The sequence below is a fragment of the Ruminococcus bromii genome, from assembly GCF_002834225.1.
In the GTDB taxonomy this organism is placed as follows: Bacteria; Bacillota; Clostridia; order Oscillospirales; family Acutalibacteraceae; genus Ruminococcoides; species Ruminococcoides bromii.
Genome location: NZ_NNSR01000051.1, coordinates 1 through 1,079 on the forward strand (window position 1 = coordinate 1; position 1,079 = coordinate 1,079).

Below are 1,079 nucleotides of genomic sequence, written 5' to 3' on the forward strand. Positions count from 1 at the left end.
GTTACCCCAACTATTGACATTAAGCCTAATATTATTGCAGTACTACCATTACACGCTATGATTATCGCTATTTATTTTATAACTTTTCCTATTCAGTCATTTTCTTGATATCGTCATATGAATATGTTTTCTCTGTTGTTTCGGAACTGTCAGTAATCATCTGAACAAATTTATTGTCGCCATCAGCATATAACTGACCTGTATAAGAAACTCTTTCATATGCACCGTTCGGCAACGGACTATTCTTAGGAGTTTGAACTAAACACAGTATCAAATCATCCGACTTTTGAACCGTTTTTTCACCGTCAATTGTTTCTTTAAGAAAAGTCGTTTTAATTTCCTCTGCACTTAAATTTTTAAATCGAAACGCATCATTATGTCCTTCAATATGTTCACTAAGCGGAATATATCCACCCAAATTAAATACTGATATTACATCTCCGACTTTTAAATTTCCTTTTAATGTGTCAGTTATCAGGACATCTAATTTTGTCCAAGCAACGCCTTCATAGCTTGTATAAGCCACATTTTGAACTGTTACACGGATCACATCATCCGATATTGATATTAATTTCTTAAGGTCATTTTGATAAAGTTCATCAGGTGTTGAAGCAAGTTCAATTACATTGCAGTCAGAATCGGGAACGCTATAGTTCTTTTCCAAATTCACAGACAAATCTCTTAGCACTCCAACATTTGCATTACTCGAATTATTGGTGTTATTTGAAGAGTCTTTACAGCCGATGATAGTAAAACAAGCTATTATTAACATAAGGAATAATAAAAATGCTTTTTTCATAATTAATTACCTCCTCTATCTATAAACTGTATTTTTGTGATTTGTGCAATTTCTACATTTTCATAGTAACGCATAAAGTTAATTTTGTCAACTAATGTTTTTACACCTTAATATGATTAAAAAAACAAGCGACAGAATAATTCCTGTCGCTTGTAATTATTATATATTCTGTTTTTTCGGGTTACCCCAACTATTGACATTGAGCCAAAACAGTCCACAGGACTGTTTTCTTAACGCTCACCTTCTCGCCCGATTTAGCAGTAAATTTAGATAAAAAAGA

General features: G+C 32.5%; 1 protein-coding gene. It reads right to left on the minus strand.

The window, feature by feature from the left end; genetic code table 11:
* Nucleotides 1–88: 88 nt before the first annotated feature.
* Nucleotides 89–799 carry a hypothetical protein gene (locus tag RBATCC27255_RS05585; protein ID WP_101029102.1) on the minus strand — a complete coding sequence of 237 codons (711 nt, stop codon included), beginning with the start codon at nucleotides 797–799 and terminating at the stop codon, nucleotides 89–91.
* Nucleotides 800–1,079: the final 280 nt, after the last annotated feature.